The sequence below is a fragment of the Paraburkholderia caffeinitolerans genome (genome assembly GCF_902859945.1).
Classification (GTDB): domain Bacteria; phylum Pseudomonadota; class Gammaproteobacteria; order Burkholderiales; family Burkholderiaceae; genus Paraburkholderia; species Paraburkholderia caffeinitolerans.
The window spans coordinates 65229-86626 of sequence record NZ_CADIKL010000037.1 but is presented as its reverse complement, the minus strand read 5'-3'; the positions used below and the strand labels follow the sequence as shown (position 1 = coordinate 86626).

General features: G+C 64.2%; 19 protein-coding genes and 1 pseudogene. 11 read left to right on the top strand and 9 right to left on the bottom strand.

What is annotated here, in order from left to right; all coding sequences use genetic code 11:
• From HV773_RS28040 to HV773_RS28030, 3 genes are all read right to left on the bottom strand, one after another.
• On the bottom strand, positions 1-145 hold a 145-nt coding region (locus tag HV773_RS28040), incomplete at its 3' end, for an FAD-dependent oxidoreductase (RefSeq protein ID WP_175197412.1).
• Positions 146-181: 36 nt separating this feature from the next.
• Positions 182-1972: an acyl-CoA dehydrogenase gene (locus HV773_RS28035; RefSeq protein ID WP_175197411.1), complete on the bottom strand. Its 1791-nt coding sequence runs from the start codon at positions 1970-1972 to the stop codon at positions 182-184.
• A gap of 367 nt (positions 1973-2339) precedes the next feature.
• Complete coding sequence (locus HV773_RS28030) at positions 2340-3344, bottom strand: AraC family transcriptional regulator (protein ID WP_175197410.1); 1005 nt, start codon at positions 3342-3344, stop codon at positions 2340-2342.
• A 213-nt stretch (positions 3345-3557) separates the two neighbouring features.
• On the opposite strand from HV773_RS28030, the gene HV773_RS37435 reads away from it, so the two are divergent.
• The 4 genes from HV773_RS37435 to HV773_RS28010 all read left to right on the top strand — a co-directional run bounded on the left by HV773_RS37435 (position 3558) and on the right by HV773_RS28010 (position 7285).
• Entirely contained in the window at positions 3558-4175 is a 618-nt protein-coding gene (locus HV773_RS37435; protein ID WP_343052395.1) for a DUF6622 family protein, read from the top strand.
• A 183-nt stretch (positions 4176-4358) separates the two neighbouring features.
• A complete protein-coding gene (locus HV773_RS28020; RefSeq protein WP_175197408.1) occupies positions 4359-5480 on the top strand; it encodes a sensor histidine kinase in 1122 nt (373 codons plus the stop codon).
• 110 nt (positions 5481-5590) lie between these two features.
• Positions 5591-6454 carry a LytR/AlgR family response regulator transcription factor gene (locus HV773_RS28015; RefSeq protein ID WP_175197407.1) on the top strand — a complete coding sequence of 288 codons (864 nt, stop codon included), beginning with the start codon at positions 5591-5593 and terminating at the stop codon, positions 6452-6454.
• Positions 6455-6607: 153 nt separating this feature from the next.
• On the top strand, positions 6608-7285 hold the full coding sequence (locus tag HV773_RS28010; protein WP_246282431.1) for a glutathione S-transferase family protein: 678 nt from the start codon (positions 6608-6610) through the stop codon (positions 7283-7285).
• Here HV773_RS28010 and HV773_RS28005 read toward each other — a convergent pair.
• From HV773_RS28005 to HV773_RS27990, 4 genes are all read right to left on the bottom strand, one after another.
• Positions 7282-8709, bottom strand: coding sequence for an RNA polymerase sigma factor (locus HV773_RS28005; RefSeq protein WP_175197420.1), 1428 nt, complete (start codon positions 8707-8709; stop codon positions 7282-7284). The two genes, HV773_RS28010 and HV773_RS28005, sit on opposite strands and share 4 nt — an antisense overlap.
• Positions 8709-9131 (bottom strand): VOC family protein, encoded by a 423-nt coding sequence (locus HV773_RS28000; protein ID WP_175197406.1) that lies wholly within the window; start codon positions 9129-9131, stop codon positions 8709-8711. The genes HV773_RS28005 and HV773_RS28000 overlap by 1 nt, the downstream gene beginning before the upstream one ends.
• A 45-nt stretch (positions 9132-9176) precedes the next feature.
• Positions 9177-9602, bottom strand: a complete 426-nt coding sequence (locus tag HV773_RS27995; protein WP_175197405.1) for a YciI family protein — start codon at positions 9600-9602, stop codon at positions 9177-9179.
• A gap of 165 nt (positions 9603-9767) precedes the next feature.
• Positions 9768-10121, bottom strand: coding sequence for a YciI family protein (locus HV773_RS27990; RefSeq protein WP_175197404.1), 354 nt, complete (start codon positions 10119-10121; stop codon positions 9768-9770).
• A 212-nt stretch (positions 10122-10333) separates the two neighbouring features.
• On the opposite strand from HV773_RS27990, the gene HV773_RS27985 reads away from it, so the two are divergent.
• The 6 genes and pseudogenes from HV773_RS27985 to HV773_RS37565 all read left to right on the top strand — a co-directional run bounded on the left by HV773_RS27985 (position 10334) and on the right by HV773_RS37565 (position 17190).
• Entirely contained in the window at positions 10334-11596 is a 1263-nt protein-coding gene (locus tag HV773_RS27985; RefSeq protein ID WP_175197403.1) for an ROK family transcriptional regulator, read from the top strand.
• The gene (locus tag HV773_RS27980; RefSeq protein ID WP_175197402.1) at positions 11583-13136 is read left to right on the top strand and encodes a sugar ABC transporter ATP-binding protein; all 1554 of its coding nucleotides are present in this window, start codon (positions 11583-11585) and stop codon (positions 13134-13136) included. Before HV773_RS27985 ends, HV773_RS27980 begins: the two co-directional genes overlap by 14 nt.
• Before the next feature lie 135 nt (positions 13137-13271).
• Positions 13272-14228: pseudogene (locus tag HV773_RS27975) on the top strand (ABC transporter permease subunit); the annotation flags it as partial.
• 137 nt (positions 14229-14365) lie between these two features.
• Positions 14366-15319 carry an ABC transporter substrate-binding protein gene (locus HV773_RS27970; RefSeq protein ID WP_175197400.1) on the top strand — a complete coding sequence of 318 codons (954 nt, stop codon included), beginning with the start codon at positions 14366-14368 and terminating at the stop codon, positions 15317-15319.
• A gap of 142 nt (positions 15320-15461) precedes the next feature.
• Positions 15462-17099 carry an NADP-dependent glyceraldehyde-3-phosphate dehydrogenase gene (locus HV773_RS27965; RefSeq protein ID WP_175197399.1) on the top strand — a complete coding sequence of 546 codons (1638 nt, stop codon included), beginning with the start codon at positions 15462-15464 and terminating at the stop codon, positions 17097-17099.
• Positions 17050-17190 (top strand): hypothetical protein, encoded by a 141-nt coding sequence (locus HV773_RS37565; RefSeq protein WP_377730716.1) that lies wholly within the window; start codon positions 17050-17052, stop codon positions 17188-17190. The genes HV773_RS27965 and HV773_RS37565 overlap by 50 nt, the downstream gene beginning before the upstream one ends.
• A gap of 71 nt (positions 17191-17261) precedes the next feature.
• Here the strand turns inward: HV773_RS37565 and gudD are convergent, their stop codons facing one another.
• Together gudD and HV773_RS27955 are read right to left on the bottom strand one after the other, a co-directional pair.
• Positions 17262-18602, bottom strand: a complete 1341-nt coding sequence (gene gudD, locus HV773_RS27960) for a glucarate dehydratase (RefSeq protein ID WP_175197398.1) — start codon at positions 18600-18602, stop codon at positions 17262-17264.
• A 134-nt stretch (positions 18603-18736) separates the two neighbouring features.
• Positions 18737-20173: an MFS transporter gene (locus HV773_RS27955; protein WP_281365305.1), complete on the bottom strand. Its 1437-nt coding sequence runs from the start codon at positions 20171-20173 to the stop codon at positions 18737-18739.
• 170 nt (positions 20174-20343) lie between these two features.
• Between HV773_RS27955 and HV773_RS27950 the strand changes: the two genes are divergently transcribed.
• Positions 20344-21381 carry a LacI family DNA-binding transcriptional regulator gene (locus HV773_RS27950; RefSeq protein WP_175197397.1) on the top strand — a complete coding sequence of 346 codons (1038 nt, stop codon included), beginning with the start codon at positions 20344-20346 and terminating at the stop codon, positions 21379-21381.
• The last annotated feature ends 17 nt before the right edge of the window (positions 21382-21398 follow it).

Below are 21398 nucleotides of genomic sequence, written 5' to 3'. Positions count from 1 at the left end.
CGCCGATTTCAGCGCCTTTTTCTGCTGCCAGTTGCTTCAGGCGGATCGCCGCGGACAGGCCCGCCGGGCCGCCGCCTACGATCACCACGTCGTATTCCATCGACTCGCGTGGGCCGTATTGTGCGATCAAATCGTTCGTATTCATGCTGCGTTTCCTGTTTCGGCCGGCATCAGGCCGGTATCAGAACTGCTCTTCCGTGAGTGCCATCAGGCCTTGCGCGCCACGCGCACCCAGCGCTGCCGTCGCGAGACCGTTGGCCTGCGAGAGGACGTGCTCGGCATAGAACTGCGCCATGGCGATCTTCGCGCCGTAGAACGACGGATCGTCGGCGAGGTTGCGCTGCGCCGCGAGCAACGCGCGCCCCTGCTGCCAGCCGCACAGCACGATGCCCGCGAGTTTCAGATAGGGAACGCTGCCCATGAACGTGCCGTTCGGATCGCGCTTGACGTTTTCGATCATGAAGTCGACGACACGCGAGAGCGCCTGCACGCCTTGTTCAAGTTGCGTGCGCATCGAAGCCGCTTCCGCGCCATCGGCCTGGGAGAGCGACTCGATCGTCTTCGCAACTTCGCCGAGCAGCGCCTTCGCGACCGCACCGCCGTCACGCACCGTCTTGCGGCCAATCAGGTCGTTTGCCTGGATCGCAGTCGTGCCTTCGTAGATCGCGAGAATGCGTGCGTCGCGATAGTGCTGCGCCGCGCCCGTTTCCTCGATGAAGCCCATGCCGCCGTGCACCTGCACGCCGAGGCTCGTGACCTCGTTGGCCATCTCGGTGCTCCAGCCCTTCACGATCGGCACGAGGAATTCGTAGATCGCCTGATGACGCGCGCGCTCGGCTTCGTCCGGATGACGATGCGCGATATCGCAGTGGCTCGCAGCCGCATAGGCGAGCGCACGCGCGCCCTCAGTCATCGAACGCATGGTGGCGAGCATGCGGCGCACGTCCGGGTGCTGCACGATGGTCACCGACTGCTTCACCGAGCCATCCACCGGGCGGCTCTGCACGCGCTCCTTGGCGAACGCCGCTGCCTGCTGGTACGCGCGCTCGGCAATCGCCACGCCTTGCGTGCCCACCCCAAAGCGCGCCGCGTTCATCATCACGAACATGTATTCAAGGCCGCGGTTCTCTTCGCCCACCAGATAGCCGATCGCGCCGCCGTTGTCGCCGTATTGGAGCACGGCCGTCGGGCTCGCCTTGATGCCGAGCTTGTGTTCGATCGACACGCAGTGCACGTCGTTGCGCGCACCGAGGCTGCCGTCTTCGTTGACAAGGAACTTCGGCACGATGAAGAGCGAAATGCCCTTCACGCCTTCGGGTGCGTTAGGTACGCGCGCCAGCACGAGGTGGACGATGTTCTTCGCCATGTCGTGCTCGCCCCACGTGATGAAAATCTTCGTGCCGAAGACGCGGTACGAACCGTCGGCCTGCGGCTCGGCGCGCGTGCGCACCAGTGCGAGGTCGGAGCCGGCCTGCGGCTCGGTCAGGTTCATCGTGCCGGTCCACTCGCCCGAAATGAGCTTCGGCACGTAACGGGCCTTTTGCTCCTCGGTGCCGGCGGTCAGCAGCGCTTCGATCGCGCCATCGGTCAGGAGCGGGCACAGCGCGAACGACAGGTTCGCCGCGTTGACCATTTCGTTGCAGGGCGTGCCGATCAGCTTCGGCAACTCCTGGCCGCCGAACTCAGCGGGGTGTTGCAGGCCTTGCCAGCCGCCTTCCGCGAACTGCTCGAATGCCGCCTTGAAGCCCGGCGAGGCCGTGACTTCGCCGTCATGCAAGCTGCTCGGCGTGCGGTCGCCTTCCACATTCAGGGGCGCGAGCACTTCCCCGCACAGCTTCGCGGCTTGCTCCAGCACCGCCTGGGCGGTGTCGAAGCCGGCATCTTCGAAACCGGGCAACGTGGCGACTTCGTCGATGCCAGCCAGTTCCTTCAGCACGAACAGCATGTCTTTGACGGGGGCAGTAAAGCTCATGGCGAACCTTTTTTAACGCGTGGATCTTGGGAGCCGCGGCGCGTACGGGCTGTGGAGCCGGCGCACCAGGGGCGATGTGTGATGAATCGTAGCCCCAAAACCCGCCCGCGAAACTGTCCAAACCGGCCCATCTAGTGACAAATCTTGCCACGCCACGCCCGATTTTGCTGGGAGGCTCGGGCGACCAGGGTTGTACCTGGTGCCTTCGGCGCACACGCCCCCCTGACGGCGGGGGGCCACTTCCGGCGTGAAATCCGTATGAATATCACACTGGAGCCCCGCACCGAATCAGGCGCGGATCGAGTGCAAAATCGGACACTCGAGCAGCACGAATCGAACCCGGGACCGGTCAGCCTGGACGCGCTGCTCAAGACCGCCCGCGATAGGTGCCGGGCGTGCTGCCGGTCCAGTGGCGAAAGGCGCGATGAAACGCGCTGGGGTCATCGAAGCCGATATCGGCGCCGATCGCGGCGATGGTGTCCTGCGTATCGGTGAGGCGCTGGATCGCCACGTCGCGCCGCAGGTCGTCCTTGAGCACCTGGAACGAGGTGTCTTCTGACGCGAGCCGCCTGCACAGCGTGCGCACCGAGCAATGCAAATGCGTGGACGCCGCCTCGATGGTCGGCAGATCGGGCAGCGTGCTGGCCAGGTACTGGCGCACCTGATGGCTCACCAGTTGCTCGCTGAACGACTCGAAAATCCACTCGCCAGGCGAGCGCTCGAGAAACTGCCGGAGATTGCGCTTGCTCTGCCGGATCGGCATGTCGAGGTAGGCGGCGCTGAAGCGGAACAGCGCGGTCTCGCAGCCAAAGCGCACCGGGCAGGAGAAAAAGTAGCGGTGATCGAGCGCGTGCGGTTGCCGCGCGCAGGCCAGTTCGACTTGCAGCAGTGGAATCTTCTGGCCGATCAACCAGGACGACACACCGTGCGCCAGCTTGAGCATCAACTCCTGACCAAGCGGACCGATAGGCCCGAACGAGGCATGCGGGCGCAGTTCGACCTGGGCCACGAGTTCGCTGCGGCGCGATTCGAGCCGGAAGTCGTCGAGCACGATGTGGAAGAACTGGCCGAAGCGATGCAGCGCCGTCTCGAGGTTGCGCGCGTCCAGCAGGCTCAGGCAGAGAAATTTCAGCGTGCCGCTGCGAAACGGGCGGCTGAAGATGCCGGGCATTTCGTCGTCGAGTTCGATGGCGAGCAAGCGGTAAAGCGTGGAGAACTGCTCCTCCGTCACGCGCGCGCCGAGTTCGTCGAGCAGTTCCGCGGGAATGCCCGCCTGCTCCAGATAGTGGCCAACGACTTCCGGCCGCGCCTGGGCGGCAGCAAGAAAACCGCGTACGAGAGAAATGGGGACTGTCGAGCCCGTGAGTTGCATGCGTGGGTAACCGGCCAGGCAGCCGGAACAGAATTGTTTTGTTGGGTAAGCTGCCGCGCAAACCAGCATGATACTTCCGAACCCGGCTCACGCCGGCTGATTCGCGCACTGCGCCCCTGCTCCGTATTGTCCGATGTGTCCGATGGTCAAGCCGCCATACAACGCGCGCGAGCGCGCCCCAGGCCATTCACACCCCACAAACAGCGTTCCGCGATGCCAGCCGGCCGTTCGTCGCAAAACACTCGAAAACGGCCTGGCATGGTTCGAACATCACGACATCGATTCGCTCGCCGAGCCAATACGGAGGTCGTCACTATGTACGCAAGCGTTTTGCAACACACGCCACTTTGGGTTTGGGGTGCCCTCGCTGCCCTGGTTGTCTCCGGAGCCGCACAGTCACGGCCGCGCCGCCGCTCGATCCGCAGCGCAACCTTGCTGCCATTCCTGATGACCGGTCTGTCGCTCCATGGCGTGGCGTCGGACTTCGCGCATCAGCCTCTCGCGCTTGCTGCATGGGTAATCGGCAATGCCGTGTTGCTCGCACTGGCGACGCTGGGCGGCGCGTGGCGCGGCGTGCGCAGTTCACCCGAGCACGCAAGCCTCATCGTGCCGGGCAGTTGGCTTCCGCTCACGCTTTACCTCGGCCTCTTTGGCGTGAAATTCGTTGCTAACGTCGCGCTCGCCTTGCATCCTGCCCGTATCGAGGACGCGCATTTCGTCGGCATAACCTGCCTCGCCTACGGCGCATTCAGCGGCGTATTTCTCGCCCGCAGCCTTGCGATGTGGCGTATCGCACGCGACGTGCCGGTGCGCGAGGCCACCTCTGCCTGAAACGTCCGACCGGCACGCAACGCGTTGCGCCGCTGCACTACGGCGGATTCGCACACCAGCGCAAACGTTACAATCCGCCGAATACTACAAGTGCTTACCTGATCGTGCCGCTGACGCGTCCCGCGGTCCCGACAAATCCGCGCCAACATTACACTGAAGCTGTAGCGATCCCGGATACCTCACATGCACCCGTACACCAAAGCGCTCGCATGGTTGTGGCGAGAGCTGCGAATCACGATTCTGCTCGGCGCGATCAGTACGCTATTGTTCAGCGCGCTCACCAAAGAAACGCTAGTGTCGAACCTGAAGTACTCGTTCAGTATCGCGCTATGCACTCAAGCGCTGATCGAGAGCGGACGCTACGGCCTGGCTGCCCTCATGAAGCGACGCGACGGCGGCGCGCACGCACAGCCAGGTGCGTCGCGCATCTGGCCGGGCTGGCCACTCATGGCACCCTGGCTCGTGTTCTCGGCGCTCGTCGGCTATTTTTCGGGGCACGCGTTCGGCGACCTGCTCACCGGCGTACACCGCAACGCATTCGCCTTTTTTCGGAATACTAACGTGCTGCTGCCCGCCTTCGGCACCACCTTCGCCTTATCCATCGGCTGCACCTGGTTCTTCTACGCCCGTGGACGGCTCGCAGCACTGGAAGCGCGCACCCAGACCGCGCTACGCACTGCAGCCGAAAATCAGCTCAAATTGCTTGCCTCCCAGCTCGAACCGCACATGATCTTCAACACGCTCGCTAACCTGCGTGTGCTGATCGACAGTAACCCGCCGCGTGCGCAGGCCATGCTCGATCATCTGAACGCCTTCCTGCGCTCGACGCTCGACGCCTCGCGTTCAGACTCGCACGCGCTCTCAACCGAATTCGCCCGTATTCGCGACTACCTTGAACTGATGCAGATGCGCATGGGGCCGAGACTGCACACCACGCTCGAGTTGCCCGACGCCCTCGCCATGCTGTCAGTGCCGCCGCTGCTTCTACAGCCACTGGTCGAAAATGCGCTCAAACATGGGCTCGAGCCGAGCGTGACGGGCGGCCAGATCGTAGTCGGCGCCGTGCGCGAAGGCAACACGCTGATCCTGAGCGTGCGAGATACAGGCGTGGGCCTCGCGAGTGAGGCTGTGCACGATTCACACACGGATGCCGGCTCGCCTCATTTCGGACTGCTTCAGGTCCGCGAGCGGCTCGCCGCGCTATACGGCGACGCCGCGCAATTCGAACTCACGTCGCCAACGGACGGGCGCGGCGGCACGCTCGCAATCGTGCGCCTGCCGATCACCCCAATATGCCGACGATGATCGATCAAAAGCACCGGTAACTGTGTCGAATCACTCACCGAAAAAAGCGCCGAAATGCGTCGATACCTGCACCGGCATAGAATCCAGCCACCGATACGACGAAACACCCTATGCATGCCACCGCCCTGATCGCCGAAGATGAACCGCTCCTCGCCGCCAGCCTGCAAATCGAGTTGCTGCGGCTGTGGCCGCAACTGAACATCATTGCGACAGTGGGCGATGGCGCGGCCGCAGTGCGACAGTGCATCGCGCTGCGTCCCGACCTCGCATTTCTCGACATCAAGATGCCGGGGATGAGCGGGCTGGATGCCGCTCAGGCAATTGTGGAAGACTGGCCCAATACGGACGGCGGGCCGCCACTCCTCGTCTTCGTCACGGCGTACAACGAGTACGCGGTGCATGCATTCGAGCGGGCCGCACTCGATTACGTGCTCAAGCCCGTGCAGTCCGGGCGGCTCGCGCAAACCTGCGCGCGGTTACAGGCGACGCTAAGCCAGCGCGAGCGGTCCGGCAGCGACAATAGCGCAGCCGTGCGGCGCGCTGCACTCTCGCGGAGTACCCGAGAATTGCCCGATCCGCTTGAACCGCTCGTCGCCCAGTTGCGCATGGTGCTAGGCATCGCGGACGCGCATTCGATACCCACCACCGAGCCGCTGCGGATGATTCAGGCAAGCGCCGGCAACACCATTACCATGGTTTCCATCGACGATGTACTGTACTTCGAGGCGGCGGACAAATACGTACGCGTGGTCACCCCGCAGCGCGAGCACCTGATCCGCATGTCGCTGCGGGAACTACTGCCGCGACTCGACCCGCAGCGGTTCTGGCAGATTCACCGCGGCACAGTCGTACGCATAGACGCGATCGCCAGCGCATCGCGTGACGAGACCGGCAAGCTCACGCTCGAACTGCGCGGGCATACGGCCAGGCTCGGCGTGAGCCGTTTATATGCTGAGCGCTTCAAGGGGATGTGAACCGGGCAGTCATCGAACAACGTGCGCGTGAAGTCGAGCGGCTCTACATTCCGCGACGCACCACTTCCACCCGGTTCGCGCCCTTGCCGCCGGAATATTGGCCCCATTCGTAGCACGCGCCGGATTGCTGCTACGCTGCCGATGGAGCCAACCATGGGCACAATTCCGAGGACCATCATGAGCAAGGAATACAAGCTGCACTGCTTTGCCCAATCGGGCAGCGCGTACAAAGTGGCGCTGATGCTCGCCTGCTCAGGCGTCGACTGGGAGCCGGTGTTCGTCGACTTCTTCCACGGACAAACGCGCGGCGCGGACTGGCGCACAAGCGTCAATGAAATGGGGGAGGTGCCGGTTCTCGAGCATGCCGGCATCACGCTGACGCAATCGGGCGTGATCCTCGACTACCTCGCGGATCACCTCGGGACGTTCGGCGCGCAAAGCGAGAACGAGCGGCGCGAGATCTTGCGGTGGATCTTGTTCGATAACCACAAGTTCACGAGCTATATCGCGTCCTACCGCTACTTCCGCTCGTTCGCCACGACGCCGCAGCACCCCGAAGTCCAGAAGTTCTTGAGAGGTCGGGTCGAGGCCGCGTACTCGATTGTCGAAACCCATCTCGCCGAGAACGAATATATGGTGGGGAAACGGCCTACCATCGCCGACCTCTCGCTCGCGGGATACGTGTTCTATCCGGCCGAGGAAACGAGCTTCGATCTTCCCGCCGCTTATCCGAACATCGCGCGCTGGACGCAGCGCATCGCGAATCTGCCTGGCTGGAAAGATCCGTATGAACTGATGCCAGGGGAGCGCATCGCGCCGCGTAATGTTTAAGTCCGTGTTTTGAAATCCCGCCCCTGGCCGTTCACGTTCGGCTGATCGGCTTGCGCCCCCGCCGCCCGCTCCAGCAGCACCTCGCGATCGCGCGCATTCTGCGTGAGCGCTGCGGCGCGCTCAAACTCGGCGCGCGCCTCGTCAGCGCGGCCCAGCTTAGCGAGTAGATCGCCGCGCGTGGCGGGTAACCAGGGGTAATGGCGCAAGGCCGGCTCCTCGCCTAGCTCATCGACGATGACGAGCGCAACTTGCGGCCCATGCGCCATGCTCACCGCCACGGCGCGATTGAGTTGCACCACGGGAGACGGGGCGACGCGCAACAATGCGTCATAGAGCGCGACGATGCGCGCCCAGTCGGTTTCCTGCGTGCTCGGCGCACGCGCATGACACGCCGCCAGCGCGGCTTGCAGCGCGTAGGGGCCGAGCGCTGCGTCGGCCTCTCGTTGCGCCGATCCCGCATCCGAATTAGCGTCCGGCCGCGCTGCGGACCACGCCCCCTCCACGCCCGCACACTGCTTCGCGCGCGCAAGCGCAGCAAGTCCGCGGCGAATCAGCAGCGCATCCCAACGCGCACGGTTCTGGTCGGCGAGCAGCACCGCGCGGCCTTGCCGGTCCACTCGCGCAGGCAATCGCGACGCCTGCAATTCCAGCAGCGCGGCAAGCCCATGCGCCTCGGGCTCCTCGGGCGCCAGTTCGGCCAGCATGCGGGCGAGGCGCAGCGCTTCTTCGCAAAGCGCCGGCCGCATCCAGTCCGCGCCCGCTGTCGCCGCATAGCCCTCATTGAAAATCAAATAAATCACTTCGAATACCGAAGCAAGCCGCGCCGCGCGCGCGGCCTTGTCCGGCACCTCGAACGGCACTTTCGCATCCGCCAGCGTGCGCTTCGCGCGCACGATGCGCTGCGCGACCGTGGCCTCGGACACGAGAAACGCGCGCGCGATCTCGGCCGTAGTCAGTCCACCCAGCAGCCGCAATGTGAGCGCCACACGCCCCTCGCGCGGCAGCACCGGATGACTGGCCACGAACAATAGCCGCAGCAAGTCGTCGCCGATATCGTCTTCGCGCGCGGCGTCCAGCGCATCGACCAAGTCGGGCGCGAAGTGCGCTTCGAGCGCTTCGAGATCGGCTCCCAGCACTTCGTGCGCACGCGCATGCGAGGCGGCCCGCCGCAAGCGGTCGAGCGCGCGATGCTTCGCTGCGGTCATGAGCCATGCTCCCGGGTTGGCGGGGATGCCGCTCGCGGGCCAGCTTTCGAGCGCCGCGACGAGTGCGTCCTGCGCGGCATCCTCAGCCAGTCCCACATCGCCCAGCAGCCGCGCGGCGTGCGCGATCACCCTGGCCGATTCGATGCGCCAGACAGCAGCAATTGCACGGTGCGTCGCCGCCTGGCCGGCCGCATCGTCATCGCGGCGCGCCTCGTGCATCACGAGCCGTGCGCGCCTTTCTCGACCGCTTCCGGCGACATGTACATGAGCTCCCAGATGTGGCCGTCGGGGTCTTCGAAGCTGCGGCCATACATGGCGTCGCCGCAATCCATCGGCGGACGCTTCGAGCTGCCGCCCGCCGCCAGCGCCTTATCCACGAGCGCGTTCACTTCGTCGCGCGACTCGCACGAAAGACACACAAGCACTTCGGTCTGCTCGCGGGCATCGACGAGCGCCTTGTCGGTGAAGCCGCGCATGAAGTCGGTCGTGAGCAGCATCGCGAAGATGTTCTCGCCGATCACCATGCAGGCGGCCTTGTCGTTGGTGAATTTCGGCTCGAACGTGAAGCCGACCTTGCCGAAGAAGTCCATCGAGCGCTTCAGGTCGCTCACGCCCAGGTTGACGAAAATGTGCTTATGCATGATGGTTTCCTTTATCGATATCGTTTGGATTGCAGAATAAATCGCTTATTTGGCGTTGCGCTCTTTTTCGAGGAGCGCGCCAAAGCGTTCGATGCCTTCGCACGGCTCGAAATCTTCGAGTTCATAGAGTTGGCGCACTTCGATCTCGCCGTCCGTGTGCTTGCCGAACGGCGCCGGGAAGCGCCGCGCCCATTCGAGCGCTTCGTCGCGCGAGCGCACCTGGATCAGCGTGTAGCCCGCAATCAGTTCCTTCGTCTCGGTGAACGGACCGTCGACGATGGCAGGCTTGCCGTCGGTGTAGCGCACGCGAAAGCCGCGCGAGCTCGGATGCAGGCCCGAGGCGTCGAGCAGCACGCCCGCCTTGGCCAGTTCCTCGTGGTAGGTGGCCATCTGCGCGAACATCTCCGGGTCATTGGGGGTCTCGCCCGATTCGCTCAGCGCGTTGGCGCGCACCATGATCATGAATCGCATTGCTTTCTCCTGTCTCCATTCAGATGCGGGGTGAAGGAAGCGCCATCGTTTCGATGCGCTCATTCACACGACGCGCAACGCCCGTGCAAATCGACATCGTTTGAATATTTTTTTGCTTACCCAGGGAAAGTCCCTAATCCGATGCCGCCAATCAATCCCGCCTGACTAGCGAAAACAAGGGCCGGTCTCGCGCACTTCCACGCTCGCCCACTCCGCCGCCGGGCATTCGCGCGCGATGGCCAGCGCCTCTGCGCGCGTTGCGCAATTGATCAGAAAAAAGCCACCTACCATTTCTTTTACCTCGGTAAATGGACCGTCGAGCACGCTGGCCCGCCCATCGCGCACCTGGACGCGTGCGGCCTCCTTGTCGGACACGAGCGATTGCGCGTCGAGCAATACGCCGCGCGCGGCGAGATTGTCGGCGAAGCGCAGCATGCGCGCGTAGAGCGCCTCGCCTTCGGCCTGCGTACGCGCGTCCCGCTGGCCGCGCGGTTCTGCAATGAGCAGCATGTATGCCATGAAGTCTCTGTTCCTGTGTGCACCGTGCACGATCGCCGCGCATGGATGTAAGCCGTGGAAAGCATATCGCAGGAGGAAGACGGTGCGACTACACGGCGGCCGGGATTTCCCCAGGCTGACACGGGCCGCTTTCCGTCATTAAATAAATCAACTTGATTTATTTAGTCGCCAGCACCGTTGTATCCCTCCGCTGGCGCAACCGGAGAAAACGCGTGAGAAGTCCGCATGTGGGCCAAGGCAGCAACTCAGCCAATGTCCGCCGCTTCAATGAGCGCCTGCTGCTGCAGGCGCTGCGGCGCGCCGGCGAGGCCTCGAAGGCCGATCTCGCCCGTCTGGCTAATCTCACCAGCACGGCCGTGGGCAGCATCATCACCTCGCTCGCGGAAAATGGCCTGATCGAGATGAGCGGCCGGCGTCTGGATGGCGGACGCGGCCAGCCCGCCTCGCTCCTGCGTCTCGCGCCGCGCGGCGCGTTTGCGATCGGCGTGCGGCTCGACCGGACCAACATCGAAACCGTGCTCGTGGACTTTGCGGGCCAGATGATCGGGCGGCGCTCGCACGACATGCTGCTGCCGCAACCGGCGCTCGCACAGGAAATCGTCCAGCGGGATATTCGCGAACTCTCAGGATTGCTTGATAAATCCGAACGCAGCCGCCTTGCCGGCATTGGCGTCGCGCAACCTTACAATCTCGATAGCTGGTTGAGCGAACTGGGCCTGCCCACCGAAGCGTTCCGCGTGTGGCGCGATGTCGATTTCGCGGGCGACCTGGGCCGCGCGCTCGGGCTGCCCGTGTTCAGCGAAAACGACGGCAACGCCGCCGCCATCGCCGAACTCTTTTACGGTTGCGGTCGCCAGCGCGACGATTTCCTCTATCTCTTTCTCGGCCCGGCCATTGGCGGCGGCATCGCCATCAACGGCGACTGCGTGCGCGGCCTCAGCGGCAACGCGGGCGACTTCGCCGTGATGCCCGTGCCGCCGAGTTCCCTGCCCTCGGCGCACAAGCCGTCCGGCAAATGGGACATCCTGCTTTCGCGCGCCTCGCTCATCGCGCTGCGCCGCCATCTGCAATACCGCGGCGAGACAGTGGATAACCGCGCCGATATCGAAGCCTGCATCGCGCGCGGTCATCCGGCCGTCGGGGAATGGCTCGACGACTGCATCGACGCGCTCGCGCCCGCGCTGCGCTCCGCCCTGTGCGTGCTCGACGTGCCGGCCGTGGTGCTCGACGCCGACGTGGACGCGGGCCTCATCGACACACTCATGCAGCGCCTGCGCGTGGCCGTGGCGGCCACCGCGCCCGAGGCGCGCGGCACGCCCGCGCTCGTGCGCGGCACCTTCGGCCCCGATGCGGGCGCGCTGGGCGCCGCCACGCTGCCGATGTTCTTCAATTTTTCGCCGCGTGCGGGCATCCTGGTGGGCGCCGGCGCACAAACTCACGCCCTGGCGCAGGAGGAAAGCCATGTCGCGCTCTGAACAGACGCCCCCGCTGCTGGAAATGCGGGGCATCAGCAAGACGTTTCCCGGTGTGCGCGCACTCGACAACGTGCGCCTCTCGGTCTGGCCCGGCGAAGTGCATTCGCTGATGGGCGAGAACGGTGCGGGCAAATCCACGCTCATGAAAATTCTCTCGGGCGCGTATCAGGCTGACGCCGGCGGCGAGATCGTGCTCGACGGCAAGACGGTCGTGATCGACGGCCCGCTCGCCGCGCGCGAACTGGGCGTGGCCGTGATTTACCAGGAACTGAGCCTCGCGCCGAATCTTTCCGTTGCCGAAAACATTCACGCCGGACGCGAACTGCGCCGTGGCGGCCGCCGCTTCGGCATGGTCGACCGCGCCGCCATGGAGCGTGGCTGCGAAGACGTGCTCAAGCGCCTCGGCGCCAGCTTCGGCCCCGCGACGCTGGTGGGCTCGCTCTCCATCGCCGAGCGCCAACTGGTGGAGATCGCGCGCGCCGTGCATAGCGATGCGCGCATCATCGTGATGGACGAGCCCACCACGCCGCTCTCCTCGCGCGAAACCGAGCGCCTCTTCAAGCTGATTCGCCAGTTGCGCGAGGAAGGGCTCGCGATCATCTACATCAGCCACCGCATGGCCGAGATCTACGAGCTCTCCGACCGCGTTTCGGTGCTGCGCGACGGCAGCTACGTGGGCACGCTGATGCGCGACGAACTCAACGCGGAAAGCCTCGTGGGCATGATGGTGGGCCGGGATATTTCGGGGTTCTACAAAAAGGAACACGCGCCCTACGACCCCGGCAAGGCGGTGCTCACGGTGCGCGACGTGGCCGACCACAACCGCGTGCGCGGCTGCAGCCTCGACCTCCATGCGGGCGAAGTGCTCGGCATTGCGGGACTCGTGGGCGCGGGCCGCACCGAGCTTGCACGCCTGATCTTCGGCGCGGAGCAGCGCGCGCGCGGCGAGATCGCCATCGACGGACGCACGCTCGCCGTGCACGGCCCGCGCGACGCCATCGAAGCGGGCCTCGTCTATCTGACCGAAGACCGCAAGCATCAGGGCCTCTTTCTCGACATGAGCGTGCGCGACAACATCAACGTCGCCGTGGCGGGGCGCGATGCGCGCTTCGGCGTGCTCGACCTCGCGCGCGGTGCGTCGCGCGCGAAAGATTCGATTCGCGCGCTATCGATTCGCGTGCCGAACCCGCGCGTGAACGTGGGTGCGCTCTCGGGCGGCAATCAGCAGAAGGTGCTGCTCTCGCGGTTGCTGGAGACCAAGCCGCGCGTGCTGATTCTCGACGAGCCGACGCGCGGTGTAGACATCGGCGCGAAGTCGGAGATCTACCGCATCATCAACGACCTCGCCAAAGCCGGCGTGGGCATCATCGTGATTTCGAGCGAACTGCCCGAGATCATCGGCGTGGCCGACCGCGTGCTCGTCATGCGCGAAGGCATGTTCGCCGGAGAACTGGGCGGCTACACCGGCAAGCCCATCACCCAGGAAGCCATCATCGAACTCGCCACCGGCTCGCAAAACGCGCTGGACGAGGCCGCCTGAATCTGGCACACCCGCCGACGCATCAGTCGAAGAGATATTGAGGAGCACGACATCATGAAGAACATTCTTCCCCGCCACGGCGTTGCAGCGTCGCCCGCGCAACCGGCCCAGGCCGCACGCGGCGGCGCTGCGCTCGACGGCCATCGCGCCCGCGTGAAATCCATCATGCGCACGGCAGGCATGCTGCCCGTGCTCGTGCTGTTGTGCATCGGCTTCGGCTTTCTGACCGATGGCTTCGCCACGTTCCAGAATCTCTCGATCGTCGCGCAGCAGGCGTCGATCAACATCGTGCTCGCCGCCGGCATGACCTTCGTGATTCTCACGGGCGGCATCGACCTCTCGGTGGGCTCGATCCTGGCTGCATCGGCGGTTACGGCCATGCTCTGCTCGACCGTCCCGGGCTGGGGCTGGCTGGGCATTCCCGCCGCGCTCGGCGTGGGGCTCGGCTTCGGCATCGTCAACGGCGCGCTGATCTCGCTGCTGCGCCTGCCGCCTTTCATCGTCACGCTCGGTTCGCTCACGGCAGTGCGCGGCATCGCCCGCCTCATCGGTCACGACACCACGATCTTCAATCCGCAACTCTCGTTCGCCTTCATCGGCAACGGCACGGTGTTCGGCGTGCCCTGGCTCGTGATCATCGCGCTCGTGGTGGTGGCTGTTTCGTGGTTCGTGTTGCGCCGCACGGTGCTCGGCCTGCACATCTACTCGGTGGGCGGCAACCCCGAAGCCGCGCGTCTTTCGGGCATCAAGGTCTGGGGCATCGAGATGTTCGTCTACGCGGTCTCGGGCCTGCTTGCAGGACTGGGCGCCGTGATGTCGGCCGCACGCCTCTACGCCGCCAACGGCCTGCAGCTCGGCCAGTCGTACGAACTCGACGCCATCGCGGCAGTGATCCTGGGCGGCACGAGCTTTGTGGGCGGTGTGGGCTCGATTGTCGGCACGCTGATCGGCGCACTGATTATCGCGGTGCTCTCGAACGGCCTCGTGCTGCTGGGCGTCTCGGACATCTGGCAATACATCATCAAGGGTCTCGTGATTGTCGGCGCGGTGGCGCTCGACCGCTATCGCCAGCGCGGTTCGGCACGCACCTGAAACGCTTTATCGGCTTTGAATCGGCTTTGAATCGGCTTTGAATCGGCTTTGAATCGAATTAAAACGCGGGGGCAGGCGGTCCTCCTGCCCCCGCCCTGCATGACACACACCAACCGGACCCCTCTGGAGACATCGTTATGTTCAAGAAAAAGGCCGCTTTCGCTGTTCGCGCCGCTGCCGCCCTGGCGCTCGGTTTCGCGCTGCAAGGCGCGCATGCCGCCGACAAGCAACTGAAGTCAATCGGCATCACCGTGGGTTCGCTTGGCAATCCTTACTTCGTCACGATCGTGCAGGGTGCCGAAGCGAAGGCCAAGCAGCTCAATCCGAACGCGAAAGTCACCGCCGTGTCCGCCGACTATGACCTGAACAAGCAGTTCACGCAGATCGACAACTTCATCTCGGCGCACGTCGACATGATCCTGATAAACGCCTCCGATCCGAAAGCGATCGAGCCGGCCGTGAAGAAGGCGCGCGCGGCGGGCATCGTGGTGGTGGCCGTGGACGTGGCCGCGGCGGGCGCCGACGCCACCGTGCAAACCGACAACGTGAAAGCCGGCCAGATCTCGTGCGAGTTCATGGTGAAGAAGATCGGTGGCAAGGGTAACGTGATCATCGAGAACGGCCCGCAAGTCTCTGCTGTGATCGACCGTGTGAACGGCTGCAAGCAGGTGCTCGCGAAGTCGCCGGGCATCAAGGTTCTCTCCGACGACCAGGACGGCAAGGGCTCGCGCGAAGGCGGCATGAACACCATGCAGGGCTATCTCACGCGCTTCCCGCAGGTGGCCGGCGTGTTCACGATCAACGACCCGCAGGCCGTGGGCAGCGACCTCGCCGCGAAGCAGTTGCATCGCAGCGGCATTGTCATCACTTCGGTGGACGGCGCGCCCGATATCGAAACGGCGCTCAAGAGCGACACGCTGGTGCAGGCCTCGGCCAGCCAGGATCCGTGGAAGATGGCGCAGACGGCCGTGCAAGTGGGCTACGACATCATGAACGGCAAGAAGCCCGCCAATCCGATGATCCAGATGACGCCCCAACTCATCACGCGCGATAACGTGAGCAGCTATAAGGGCTGGTCGTCGCCGCACTGAGCGGCTTCATCAAACTCTCGATCCAGTCAGATGGAAAGACGGGTGTGCGCAGCGCACACCCATGTGTTTTTTCGCGATGTGCAGTACTTCACTATCGCCCTGCAGAATCTTAATGAATGTTCCCACTGCCTTCGGACCTCTCATGACGAACGACCATCATGCGCGACTCGCTCGATATTTCCCCACAGTCGACGAAATTCCACCGGAACACGGGCTTGCCGCTCCCGTTCATCAGCGCGGTTACCTGATTGGCGGGAAGATACTGGAATGGGATGGTCCTTGTAAAACCGTGCGCTCGCCAGTCTGCACACGCGATGCGACGACCGGCGACGTGAGCCAGGTCGAGATCGGCAGTTACCCCTTGATGGGAGAAGTGCAGAGCGACGCCGCTCTGGATGCCGCGGTCGCCGCGTACGACAACGGCCGCGGCCAATGGCCGACCATGACTGTCGCCGGCCGCATTGCCTGCATGCAGACGTTTGTGAAAGGCATGGTCGAGCGCCGCCAGGCGATCGTCAACCTGCTCATGTGGGAAATCGGCAAGAGTCTCGCCGACTCGCGCAAGGAGTTCGATCGCACCATCGAGTACATTCAGGCCACCATCGAGGCCCTGAAGGACTTGGAAAACGACCATTCCCGATTCATGGTCGTCGAGGGGACGATAGGCCAGGTGCGCCGTACGCCGCTAGGCGTGGTGCTGTGCATGGGGCCTTATAACTACCCGCTCAACGAGACCTTCTGCACCTTGATTCCAGCGTTGCTCATGGGCAATACGGTGGTCCTCAAGCCGCCGCAATATGGCACCCTGCTGTTCGAACCGCTGCTCGAAGTCTTTCGTGACGCGTTTCCACCCGGGGTGGTCAACACCATCCACGCGCCCGGTGAGCTCGTGGTGCCACGCATGCTGGCCTCGGGCAAGATCAGCGTGCTGGCGTTGATCGGCTCGAGCCGCGTTGCGGACCATTTGAAAAAGCAGCACCCGAAGTCGCACCGGCTGCGCGCGGTATTGGGCCTCGACGCGAAGAACGCGGCCATCGTGCTGCCCGACGCCGACCTGGATCTCGCCGTCAAGGAATGCCTGCTCGGCGCGCTGTCGTTCAATGGACAGCGCTGCACGGCGCTCAAAATGCTGATCGTGCATAGCAGCGTCGTCGATGCGTTTCTCGAGCGCTTCACCGCTGAACTCGCGCGGCTCAAAATGGGCATGCCCTGGGAAGCCGGCGTGCACATCACGCCCTTGCCGGGACCGCATCGCACGGCGTACATGACAGAGGCGATCGAAGACGCCGTCGCAAAAGGCGCGCGCGTCGTCAACGAGGGCGGTGGCGCGTTTTGCAGCACGCTGTTCGACCCGGCTGTGGTCTACCCCGTGCGCGAGGGTATGAAGCTGTACCGGGAGGAGCAGTTCGGTCCCGTCGTCCCGGTCATGAGCTTCGACGCAGTGGATGAGGCACTCGACTACGTGATCACCTCGGATCACGGCCAACAGGTAAGCGTTTTCGGGACTGATGCCGCGCAGATCGGTGCACTGGTGGATCCTCTGGTCAACCAGGTCTGCCGCGTGAACCTCAACTGCCAGTGCCAGCGCGGGCCGGACGTGTTTCCCTTCGCAGGACGAAAGGATTCGGCGGAAGGCACGCTCTCGGTCAGCGACGCGCTGCGCGCGTTCTCCATCCGTTCGATGGTCGCGGCCAAACTGACCGAGCCGAACAAGGCACTGCTCAACACCATTGTTCGCGAACACCAATCGAAGTTCATCAATACCGACTTCATCTTTTGAGTGCACACGCGAAGCTAGCATACGCTACTGGACCGGGCTCGACGCGGATGCGCAGGTCATGCGCCAGGCGCTTCTTGATCTGAAGCTCTGAACATCCGCGCGACCGTGCGCCAGCGGCCAACCTGACGGCCGCCGCGCATGGCGGCGCGCGACGGGAGAGGCCTAGCGCACGAGGCACGGCTTCTTGTTGTCGAACTTCCAGTTCGGGATCAGGTATTGCATCGCAGCGCCGTCATCGCGTGCGCCAAGTCCGTGCTGCTGGTACAGTGCGTGCGCCTTCTCCACTTCGGCCATGTCCAGCTCGACGCCCAGGCCCGGCACTTCCGGCACCTTGACCTTGCCGCCGACGATCCGCAGCGGATCGCGCGTCAAACGCTGGCCGTCCTGCCAGATCCAGTGCGTATCGATTGCGGTGATCTTGCCGGGCGCTGCCGCCGCGACATGCGTGAACATCGCGAGCGAAATGTCGAAGTGATTGTTCGAATGCGAGCCCCACGTGAGGCCCCAGTCGTTGCACATCTGCGCAACGCGCACCGAACCCTGCATGGTCCAGAAATGCGGATCGGCGAGCGGAATATCGACCGATTGCAGTTGGATCGCGTGGCCCATCTGTCGCCAGTCGGTTGCGATCATGTTGGTCGCCGTCGGCAGGCCGGTCGCGCGACGGAATTCCGCCATGACTTCGCGGCCCGAGTAACCATTTTCCGCGCCGCACGGATCTTCCGCGTAGGCGAGCACATCGTGCTGGTCGCGGCACAGGCGGATCGCTTCGGCGAGCGACCACGCGCCGTTCGGGTCGAGCGTCACGCGTGCCTGCGGGAAACGTTCCGCGAGCGCCGTCACCGCTTCGATTTCCGCATCGCCCGCGAGCACACCGCCTTTCAGCTTGAAGTCGTTGAAGCCGTAGCGGGCTTGCGCCGCTTCCGCGAGACGCACCACCGCTTCAGGCGTCAGCGCGACTTCGGTGCGCACGCGCTCCCAGTCATCCTTGCCATCCGCGCCCGATGCGTACGGCAGATCCGTTTTGTTGCGGTCGCCGACATAGAACAGATAACCCAGCATCTCCACTTCATCGCGCTGCTGGCCTTCGCCGAGCAAAGCGGCGACCGGCACACCGAGATGCTTGCCGAGCAGATCGAGCAACGCGGCTTCGAGCGCGGTCACTGCGTGAATGGTCGTGCGCAGATCGAAGGTTTGCAGGCCGCGTCCACCCGCATCGCGATCCGCGAACGTCGTGCGAACCTGATTCAGTATCGAGTGCAGATTGCCGATCGACTGGCCGACGACAAGCGAACGCGCATCGTCGATGGTCTTGCGGATGTTTTCGCCGCCCGGCACTTCGCCCACGCCCGTGTTGCCCGCACTGTCCTTCAGGATCACGATGTTGCGCGTAAAGAACGGGCCGTGCGCGCCCGAGAGGTTCATGAGCATGCTGTCGCGGCCGGCAACCGGCACGACGCGCAGCTCCGTGACTTGGGGAGTGGTGTTCGGGTTCGTGGACATGAGCGTGATCCTTTGAGTTGATTTGAGGCGGGGCATCAGACGGCCCCTTCGGCCTCGAGATGGAGTGCATGGAGCGATTACGCGCTCGCCAAATTCAGAAAAGTACGTCGCTTGCGCAATGGCGTTTGCGCTTTTTATGCTGCCGGCTTCAATTCGAAGCGCTGGATCTTGCCGACGACGAACAGGTAGCAGACGATCGCGATCAACGCATTGGCGCTGACGAACACGAGCGCCGCCGCGAACGAACCCGTGCCCTGCACGAGATAGCCGATGACGATCGGCGTGGTGATACCCGCCGTGTTGCCGAAGGTGTTGAAGAGCGCCGCGCACAGGCCGCTTGCCTGCTTGGGCGCGGTGTCGGAGACCACCGCCCAGCCGAGCGCGCCAATGCCCTTGCCGAAGAACGCCGCGGCCATGATGCCGACCACCAGCCACTGATTGTCGACGTAGTTGCACACGATCATGCAGGTGGACAGCAGCAGGCCGACGACGATCGGCACCTTGCGCGCGATGGAGGTCGAGAGGCCGAGCTTCATCAGCCGGTCGGAGATGACGCCGCCGAGCACGCCGCCGAGGAAGCCCGCGATTGCCGGAATCGACGCGACAAAGCCCGCCTTCAGGATCGACATGTGGCGTTCCTGCACGAGGTAAATCGGAAACCACGTGAGGAAGAAGTACGTAAGCGTCGTAATGCAGTACTGCGCGATGAACACGCCGAGCATCATGCGGCTCTTGAGCAGTTGCGCGAGCACGGCGCGGCCTTGCGAGCCCTGGTTCTCCGTATGCTTCTGCTCGGCGCGGCGTTGCCGGGCGAGCTGCTTGTCTTCGAGATCGACCATCGCGCCGTTGTCGGCGATATAGCGCACTTCGGCTTCATTGACGAGCGGATGCTGGCGCGGTGCATAAACGGTCTTGAGCCAGATGCCGGTGACGACCACGCCGAGCGCGCCCATCGCGAAATACACGTGCGGCCAGCCGTATTCGTGCGTGATCCAGCCCATGATCGGCGTGAACAGCACAGCGGCGAAATACTGCGACGAGTTGAAGATCGCCGACGCCGTGCCGCGCTCGGCCGTCGGGAACCACGTGGCGGTCAGGCGCGAGTTGCCGGGGAACGCGGGCGCTTCCGCCGCGCCGACCAGAAAGCGCAGCACGAACAGCGTGACGATCGCGAGGCCCACGGGCAGCGCAGCGACGAAGCCCTGCAGCGCCGTCAGCACCGACCAGAAGAAGATGCTGCACGCGTACACGCGCCTGGAGCCGAAGCGGTCGAGCAGCCAGCCGCCCGGAATCTGCGCGATCACGTAGGCCCACGCGAACGACGAGAAGATGTAGCCCATCGCGACGGGCGAAATGCCCAGCGCGTGCTGAATCGACGTGCCGGTGATGGAGAGCGTCGCGCGGTCGGCATAGTTGACCGTCGTGACAAGGAAAAGCATGAAAACGATCAGGAAGCGCGCCTTGCTGCGCCCCGCGTAGCTGCCCGCGATATCGCCCGCCGTCGCGGCCACGTTGCCACGGGCCGGCTCCCCGGCAGGCATCTGCCGCGCCTGGCTTACGCCATTTTCCATCGTCGCCTCCGAAATGTTGTCTGATGTCTGACAGTTTTTGCAGGATATGTTAGCGCAAACATTCAGGTAATTCTGGTTTTCCCGGGCATTAGTTATACGATGTCCTACGTCATAGAACCGTTATTCTCTTTCTGGCGTATCGATAGAATGGAGATGAAAACGGAGTCGAAATGGACGAGAGCTACAGGACCGCCGCCGGCCAGCCGGATCAGACACATGAAAGTGTGACGCTGGAGGATGTCGCGCGTCTTGCGGGCGTCACCGCCATGACGGTATCGCGCGCCTTGAAGCGGCCCGAGCTCGTACGCGAAGAAACCCGCCAGCGCGTGCTGGATGCGGTGCGCTCGACCGGCTATGTGCCGAACATGCTCGCGGGCGCGCTCGCGACCAACCGAAGCCATCTCGTCGCCCTGCTGCTGCCGACGATCGCGACGTCCATCTTCACGGACATGGTTCAGACGATGATGTCGACGCTCGCCGCATCCGGTTATCAGACACTGCTCGGTCTGACCGGTTACCTTCGCGAGCGCGAAGAGCAGCTCGTGCATACGCTGCTCGGCCGCCGCCCGGACGCCATCGTCCTGACGGGCACCGATCATTCGGCGCTCACGCGCGACCGGCTGCTCAAGACGAAGGTGCCGATCATCGAGATCTGGGATCTGACCGACGACCCTATCGACATGCTCATCGGGTTTTCGCACGAGGCGGTCGGCAGCGCGGTTGCACGTCATCTGCTGCACAAGCGCTATCGGCGCTTCGCGGTTCTATCCGCCGACGATCCGCGCGGCATGCGGCGGAGCATGAGCATCGTCGAGGAACTGCGGCGGCACGGCGTGGAGAACGTACCGATGGAAATCCTGCCTGCGCCCGCTACCCTGCAAGCGGGGCGCGAGGGCTTTGCCCGCCTGCTCGAACGCGGCTTGCCGGACGTGATTGCGTGCAGCACCGACACGCTCGCGCAGGGCATTCTCGCGGAGGCGGCGAAACGCGGCATCGGCATTCCGCAGGAGGTTGCCGTCATGGGTTTCGGCGATCTCAGCACGGCCGCGCACGTCCATCCGGCATTGTCGACGGTTCGCATCGACGGCGCCGAAATCGGCAGGCTCGCTGCCGAGGCGCTGCTGCAAAGACTCGAAGGGAAACCATCATCGCCCGCCGCGCTGCGCGTCGATACGGGGTTCACGATCGTCGACCGCGAAAGTGCCTGATCGCTCCGTCCATCAAC

Excerpts from the sequence above, each read along its gene's own strand:
- HV773_RS28010 (WP_246282431.1), top strand. The coding sequence starts at position 6,608 with ATGGGCACAATTCCGAGGACCATCATGAGCAAGGAATACAAGCTGCAC.
- HV773_RS28020 (WP_175197408.1), top strand. The coding sequence starts at position 4,359 with ATGCACCCGTACACCAAAGCGCTCGCATGGTTGTGGCGAGAGCTGCGA.
- HV773_RS27950 (WP_175197397.1), top strand. The coding sequence starts at position 20,344 with ATGGACGAGAGCTACAGGACCGCCGCCGGCCAGCCGGATCAGACACAT.
- HV773_RS27995 (WP_175197405.1), bottom strand. The coding sequence starts at position 9,602 with ATGCGATTCATGATCATGGTGCGCGCCAACGCGCTGAGCGAATCGGGC.
- HV773_RS27965 (WP_175197399.1), top strand. The coding sequence starts at position 15,462 with ATGACGAACGACCATCATGCGCGACTCGCTCGATATTTCCCCACAGTC.
- HV773_RS28000 (WP_175197406.1), bottom strand. The coding sequence starts at position 9,131 with ATGCATAAGCACATTTTCGTCAACCTGGGCGTGAGCGACCTGAAGCGC.
- HV773_RS27990 (WP_175197404.1), bottom strand. The coding sequence starts at position 10,121 with ATGGCATACATGCTGCTCATTGCAGAACCGCGCGGCCAGCGGGACGCG.
- HV773_RS37435 (WP_343052395.1), top strand. The coding sequence starts at position 3,558 with ATGCCAGCCGGCCGTTCGTCGCAAAACACTCGAAAACGGCCTGGCATG.
- gudD (WP_175197398.1), bottom strand. The coding sequence starts at position 18,602 with ATGTCCACGAACCCGAACACCACTCCCCAAGTCACGGAGCTGCGCGTC.
- HV773_RS27970 (WP_175197400.1), top strand. The coding sequence starts at position 14,366 with ATGTTCAAGAAAAAGGCCGCTTTCGCTGTTCGCGCCGCTGCCGCCCTG.
- HV773_RS28035 (WP_175197411.1), bottom strand. The coding sequence starts at position 1,972 with ATGAGCTTTACTGCCCCCGTCAAAGACATGCTGTTCGTGCTGAAGGAA.
- HV773_RS28030 (WP_175197410.1), bottom strand. The coding sequence starts at position 3,344 with ATGCAACTCACGGGCTCGACAGTCCCCATTTCTCTCGTACGCGGTTTT.
- HV773_RS27955 (WP_281365305.1), bottom strand. The coding sequence starts at position 20,173 with ATGGAAAATGGCGTAAGCCAGGCGCGGCAGATGCCTGCCGGGGAGCCG.
- HV773_RS28005 (WP_175197420.1), bottom strand. The coding sequence starts at position 8,709 with ATGCACGAGGCGCGCCGCGATGACGATGCGGCCGGCCAGGCGGCGACG.
- HV773_RS27980 (WP_175197402.1), top strand. The coding sequence starts at position 11,583 with ATGTCGCGCTCTGAACAGACGCCCCCGCTGCTGGAAATGCGGGGCATC.
- HV773_RS28015 (WP_175197407.1), top strand. The coding sequence starts at position 5,591 with ATGCATGCCACCGCCCTGATCGCCGAAGATGAACCGCTCCTCGCCGCC.